This window comes from Denitrificimonas halotolerans (genome assembly GCF_034259425.1).
Lineage (GTDB): Bacteria > Pseudomonadota > Gammaproteobacteria > Pseudomonadales > Pseudomonadaceae > Denitrificimonas > Denitrificimonas halotolerans.
The window spans coordinates 42,103-48,556 of record NZ_JAXIVU010000018.1 but is presented as its reverse complement, the minus strand read 5'-3'; the positions used below and the strand labels follow the sequence as shown (position 1 = coordinate 48,556).

Here is a 6,454-nt window from a genome sequence, read left to right as displayed (position 1 = left end):
TCAGAGGATCAGGATTGGCCGCTTGCTTGTGTTGCTTGAGCCAGTTGTAAAGACTGTGGTCTGAAACGCCCAGTCGCTCAGAGACGTCTTTTACAGAATAACCGCGTTCGGTTATTTGTTTGATGGCTTCAGCTTTGAATTCAGGTGTAAAACGTGGTTTTGCCATGATGCTCTCCTAAAGGTTTATTCTAACTTAAGGAGTGTCTAGTGTTTTAGGGGAAGTCCACCAAATAATTAAAAACCAATACAAAAGTTAAAGCGACGTATATAAATTAAAGGAAATGAGCGTCGACGTACCACTGCTCAATCAGATTTAACCTAAATCTCTTTAGGTGCATCACCATACTGATTTGAGCCTGAATGACTGTTTTGCAACATAAATACCAACAGCACAATAAAACCAACTATAGGAAAAAAACCTATCAGCAACCACCAACCGCTGCGACTAGTATCATGAAGGCGTCGTACTGATACCGCAAAACTAGGTAGTAATATAAATCGCTGTGGTGAAATCTATGTGGGCAACGCCAGTAGTTTAAAGCTCGTTAAAACCACGATGGCCAAGTCAGTGCTAGACGCTGGCTGGGGTCAATTAAAAACAATGCTGGACTATAAATGCGCTCACGCAGGCATTGTTTTTAAGGAAATTGACGAGGCATACACCACCCAAACCTGTTCGAGTTGCGGCAGCTTGCCCGAATCGAAGCCGAAAGGTATCGCAGGACTTGGAATAAGAGAATGGACGTGCAGTGGGTGTGGTGTCACCCATGATCGCGATATCAACGCGGCACGTAACATTCTCGCGGCCGGGCATGGTCGTCTAGCAGTAGAAATCCCCGTCCTTTAGGTCGGGGAGGATGTCAAAACTTCTATATACCAGTTCATACTCACCCCATGATTTAACAATATGCTTTTATTACAAATAAATTCTCTACACTTTGTGTATCCACTAGCCTAAAATCGGATGATTACATTAGCTCAAAACAAACACTCTAAAACAATACGAAATATAAAAAACAAACTACAGCGCAATTAGATTTGATAATACTATATACAATAAAATTAAGAGCTCGTTAAAAACTTTACTCGTCAATTAAAGAAACCACTTCATACCCCTAAAAATAAAGATATTTTCAGGGGTTATCTACAACTTCCCACTAACAAAACAAGTAGATTATTTATGCATCCAACCTGTCACCTCTGCCAGCGCGTGGCCAATATCTGTCAGAGATCGAACTGTGCGTACACCAGCATTGTCTAAGGCGGCATATTTTTCCGCAGCAGTGCCTTTCCCGCCGGAAATAATAGCTCCCGCATGCCCCATGCGCTTGCCTGGCGGTGCTGTCACACCGGCTATATAAGCTACAACCGGCTTAGTTACATGCGCCTTAATAAAAGCTGCTGCCTCCTCTTCCGCACTACCGCCAATTTCCCCAATCATTACAATGGCTTCAGTTTGCGGGTCTGCTTGAAACATTTTCAAAATATCAATAAAACTTGAACCGGGAATCGGGTCGCCACCAATGCCAACACAAGTGGATTGCCCAAAGCCTGCATCGGTTGTTTGTTTAACCGCCTCATAGGTTAAAGTGCCTGAACGTGAAACCACACCCACTTTACCAGGCATATGAATAAAGCCCGGTTGAATACCAATTTTGCACTCACCAGGGGTAATGATACCTGGGCAATTCGGTCCAATTAAACGCACGCCCAATTCATCACACTTAATTTTCACATCTAACATATCTAATGTAGGAATGCCTTCCGTAATGCAAACAATCAACTTAATACCAGCAAAAGCTGCTTCTAAAATTGAATCTTTACAAAAAGGAGCTGGCACATAAATCACAGATGCATCTGCGCCTGTAGCATCTACGGCCTCCAAAACCGTATCAAATACAGGTAAACCAAGATGCACCGTTCCCCCCTTACCCGGTGTGACACCACCGACCATTTGAGTCCCGTATGCGATCGCTTGCTCTGAATGGAAAGTGCCTTGTGCGCCAGTAAACCCTTGGCAAATAACTTTAGTATCTTTATTAATTAAAATACTCACACTTACTCTCCTTTGGCAGCAGCAACAACCCTAATGGCAGCATCACTTAAACTGGTTGCAGCAATAATATTTAATCCACTTTCTGCAAGAACTTTGCTGCCCAACTCAGCATTATTACCTTCCAAACGCACCACCACAGGAACCTGCACACCCACTTCTTTAACCGCCCCTATTACACCCTCTGCGATCATGTCACAACGGACAATCCCACCAAAAATATTAATCAATACGGCTTTTACATTATTATCAGAAAGAATAATCTTGAACGCTTCCGAAACTCGTTCCTTAGTGGCCCCACCTCCCACATCAAGAAAGTTAGCAGGCTTCCCACCATGATGACTGACAATATCCATAGTCCCCATAGCCAGTCCTGCTCCGTTGACCATACATCCAATATCGCCCTCTAAGGCAACATAGTTCAATTCAAATTTTGCTGCATGTGTTTCACGCGGATCGTCTTGAGCAAGGTCTTGCATCGAACGTAATTTAGGCTGACGGTATAAGGCATTGCTATCTATCACCAGCTTGGCATCCAAGCAGTGCAAATAGCCATCATTTTTGATTACTAGGGGGTTCACTTCCAATAACGCAATATCATAAATTACAAAGAGTTGAGCTAAACTTAAAAAAATCTTAGTAAACTGCTTAACCTGCTCATTACTGAGTCCTAACTGATAGGCCAAATAACGCCCCTGGAAAGGCTGAGCACCAATTGTTGGATCAATAGAAACTTGCAGAATTTTTTCTGGTGTTTCAGCAGCAACTTTCTCAATATCAACCCCTCCCTCAGTAGAGGCCATAAAGACTACACGGCGTGTTGCTCGATCAACCACAGCACCCAAATACAGTTCTTTACAAAAGTCTGTGCAGGCCTCAACCAAAATACAACTAACTGGCTGGCCTTTCTCATCTGTTTGGTAAGTAATTAGGCGCTTACCTAACCATTGCGCAGCAAAATCTTGAGCATCTTCAGGGCTCGTGACCAGCTTGACACCGCCAGCTTTACCCCGTCCACCGGCATGCACTTGTGCTTTTACAACCCAACGCTCACCACCGATATCGTGGCATGCTTGAGCAGCAGCCGCAGCACTTTCGACAGCAATACCTGACGAAACTGGCAAGCCATATTCAGCGAACAGTTGTTTTGCTTGGTATTCATGAAGATTCATACTGCCCCACCTTTAAATTCTGAGTGTGTGATCCGCCCTTTATAAAGTTTGACATCCTCATTGCCTTAAAGACGCTGAATGCCTACTGCTAGAGCGATGCCTAACCGCGAAAACACTCTTAGCCGTATTTATAGTGCAGTTACAGACGAGAACATAGCCACTACACATCCATGATCTTATTCTAAGTCCTGCAACACTTTTCCAAGTTCAAATCGGACAATGCACAGTAACTCAACTCAAACATGCTTGGGTAGTGCACACCTTATTCACTTACTTAAGAACAAGACAGGAGCAAACCACTTATATTCTAGGACTATTTACCGCAAGGATTTTAGCCACTTCTAGCGGGTTACTTCGCCAATCCCATTAAAAATGTGGCTTTCCGCAACTTTAATAATTACGATTTTATTATTATGGTATGAGTATCCCAAGTCGTGAACGATGTTGACCACCTTCACTTGGAGTAGAACGAAAACCGCCCCTAAAAAGGGGCGGTCTATTCGATTAACGCTTTTTGCGATTTGCGATATGAATCGCTTGCCCATTCACGGCAAGCGCCGCTTCATGAACTGCTTCAGACAAGGTTGGGTGCGAGAACACCATCAATCCCAAGTCTTCTGCACTAGTACCAAATTCCATTGCGATCGCACCTTGCTGCACGAGCTCTGCTGCGCTTGGGCCAATCACATGTACACCTAGCACACGATCTGTTTCCGCATCAGCAATGATTTTTACAAAACCGGCTGTGTCATTCGCAGCCATTGCACGACCGCTTGCTGCAAATGGGAAGACCCCAACATTGATCGCAACACCATCACCTTTCAACTGCTGCTCGGTCTGACCAACACCTGCAATTTCAGGGTGAGTATAAATAACACTCGGAATTAAATCATAGTTAACCTGAGCTTGCTTGCCAGCAATGCGTTCAGCAACCATCACACCTTCTTCAGAAGCTTTGTGCGCTAACATTGGACCACGTACAACATCACCTACCGCATACACACCAGGTACACTTGTTGCACAAGTATCATCGACATAAATGAAACCACGCTCATCAATATCAATACCACTATCAGCTGATAACACATTATTGGTTACCGGACGACGACCCACAGCAACAATTAACTTATCAAATGTCATTTGCTGCTCACCTTTAGCATCTGTAAAGGTAACAGTGACTTCACCGTCTTTAACCTCAGATCCTGTTAGGCGTGCTCCTAAGCGAATATCTAATTTTTGTTTTGCAAAAATCTTCAACGCTTCTTTAGAAACCTGCTCATCAACCGCTGACAAGAATTTATCTTGCGCTTCAATAACAGTCACTTCAGCACCAAGTCGCGCCCAAACTGAACCCAGCTCAAGACCAATCACACCAGCACCGATTACGCCAAGACGCTTAGGTACTGCTTGAAAATCCAATGCCCCAGTTGAATCAACAATAACATCTTGATCAACAGGTGCAGGTGGGATATCAATTGGCTGTGAACCTGCAGCAATAATTACGTTGTCTGCTTCATAAACTTGAACAGAACCGTCTTCAGCAGTTACTTCAACCTGCTTGTTAGCCAGTAACTTACCGTGCCCTTCGATAGTGGTCACACCATTGGCTTTAAATAAGCCTGCAATACCACCAATTAGGTTTTTTACGATTGTGTCTTTACGACCGATCATCGTAGGCACATCCATAGTTACATCGGAAACACCGATACCATGAACTTTAAAGCCTTCTTTAGCTTCATGGTATTTCCAGGAGCTATCTAGCAAAGACTTAGAAGGCATGCAGCCTACGTTTAGGCAAGTACCACCCAATGCTAACTTACCATCTTTACCTTTGTACTTTTCGATACACGCAGTCTTTAGACCGAGCTGTGCAGCTTTAATGGCTGCAACATATCCGCCAGGGCCTGCACCAATGACAATTACATCAAATTTCTGACTCATTAGGTTTCCTCATTATGCGGCATCTATGGCCACGCACCACGGCCACTATTCAAGTAGCCGTGGTATTGTATTAGATATCCAGTAGTAAACGTGCTGGGTCTTCTAACAAATCTTTCATGGTAACTAAGAAGGTTACGGCCTCTTTACCATCAATTAAGCGGTGATCATATGACAATGCTAAGTACATCATTGGCAAAATCACAACTTCACCATCTACAGCCATAGGACGTTCTTGGATCTTATGCATTCCTAAAATTGCTGTCTGTGGTGGATTAACAATCGGCGTAGACAGCAATGAACCAAATACACCACCATTAGAAATCGTGAAAGTACCACCTGTCATCTCTTCGATGGTTAACTTACCATCACGAGCTTTCAAGCCTAAGTCACGAATATTACCTTCGATTTCTGCAAGGCTCATAAACTCTGCATTACGCAATACAGGTACGACCAAGCCGCGATCACTGGATACCGCAACACCAATGTCTTGATAACCATGATAAACAATATCGTTACCATCAATGGAAGCATTCACGCCTGGCTGACGCTTCAGCGCTTCGGTTGCTGCTTTAACAAAGAAGGACATAAAGCCTAAACGAACACCGTTATGAGTCTTTTCAAACAAGTCCTTATACTTGTTACGCAGATCCATGATCGGCTTCATGTTGACTTCATTAAAGGTTGTAAGCATAGCCATATTAGACTGAGCCTCAACCAAACGTTCGGCAACTCTTGCGCGTAAACGTGTCATAGGTACACGCTTCTCAATGCGATCACCTGCTGCTGCCAAAGGCTCAACAGCCGCTGCTGGAGCTTTTGCCACTGCTGCTGGCTTATTCGCTGCTGCTGCGACGGCATCTTCTTTCGTTACACGCCCATCTTTACCAGTGCCTGAAATTGCAGCTGGATCCAACGCGTTTTCTGCAGCAATTTTACGCGCTGCAGGTGACAGTACAGGCTCGCCTGCAGTCGCCGCAGCAGCAGGCTCAGATACTGCTACTTCAGCTGCAGGAGCGGCAGGAGCTGTCGCAACGGCTTCAGTATCCAGTTTACCCAATAGCTCACCACTTAAAACAGTTGCACCTTCTTCTGCAACTATTTCAGTGATTACGCCATCAGCTTCTGCCAAAACCTCCATAACAACCTTATCAGTTTCGATATCAACGATGAGCTCATCACGCTTTACTGCTTCACCGACTTGCTTGTGCCATGTAGCAACGGTGCCATCAGCGACTGACTCTGGAAAAGCTGGGGCTTTAATTTCAATAGCCATAATAAAATAAATTCC

The 6,454-nt window shown here is 44.3% G+C and carries 7 protein-coding genes; 1 reads left to right on the top strand and 6 read right to left on the bottom strand.

The features are described from left to right. Both TOI97_RS11210 and TOI97_RS11205 read right to left on the bottom strand, forming a co-directional pair. Positions 1-166 (bottom strand): transposase (locus TOI97_RS11210; protein WP_321554012.1); only part of this gene is annotated, 166 nt, incomplete at its 3' end. A gap of 152 nt (positions 167-318) precedes the next feature. Further along, positions 319-495, bottom strand: coding sequence for a DUF805 domain-containing protein (locus tag TOI97_RS11205; RefSeq protein ID WP_321554218.1), 177 nt, complete (start codon positions 493-495; stop codon positions 319-321). 22 nt (positions 496-517) lie between these two features. Between TOI97_RS11205 and TOI97_RS11200 the strand changes: the two genes are divergently transcribed. Continuing rightward, on the top strand, positions 518-847 hold the full coding sequence (locus TOI97_RS11200) for an RNA-guided endonuclease InsQ/TnpB family protein (RefSeq protein ID WP_321554214.1): 330 nt from the start codon (positions 518-520) through the stop codon (positions 845-847). A gap of 327 nt (positions 848-1,174) precedes the next feature. On the opposite strand, the gene sucD is transcribed toward TOI97_RS11200, so the two are convergent. From sucD to sucB, 4 genes are all read right to left on the bottom strand, one after another. Beyond that, positions 1,175-2,056 carry a succinate--CoA ligase subunit alpha gene (gene sucD / locus TOI97_RS11195; RefSeq protein ID WP_321554213.1) on the bottom strand — a complete coding sequence of 294 codons (882 nt, stop codon included), beginning with the start codon at positions 2,054-2,056 and terminating at the stop codon, positions 1,175-1,177. Between the two features lie 2 nt (positions 2,057-2,058). Next, complete coding sequence (sucC, locus tag TOI97_RS11190) at positions 2,059-3,225, bottom strand: ADP-forming succinate--CoA ligase subunit beta (RefSeq protein WP_321554212.1); 1,167 nt, start codon at positions 3,223-3,225, stop codon at positions 2,059-2,061. A gap of 504 nt (positions 3,226-3,729) precedes the next feature. Further along, positions 3,730-5,166 (bottom strand): dihydrolipoyl dehydrogenase, encoded by a 1,437-nt coding sequence (gene lpdA, locus TOI97_RS11185; protein ID WP_321554211.1) that lies wholly within the window; start codon positions 5,164-5,166, stop codon positions 3,730-3,732. A 70-nt stretch (positions 5,167-5,236) separates the two neighbouring features. Then, a complete protein-coding gene (gene sucB, locus TOI97_RS11180; protein ID WP_321554210.1) occupies positions 5,237-6,439 on the bottom strand; it encodes a dihydrolipoyllysine-residue succinyltransferase in 1,203 nt (400 codons plus the stop codon). Between the last annotated feature and the right edge of the window lie 15 nt (positions 6,440-6,454).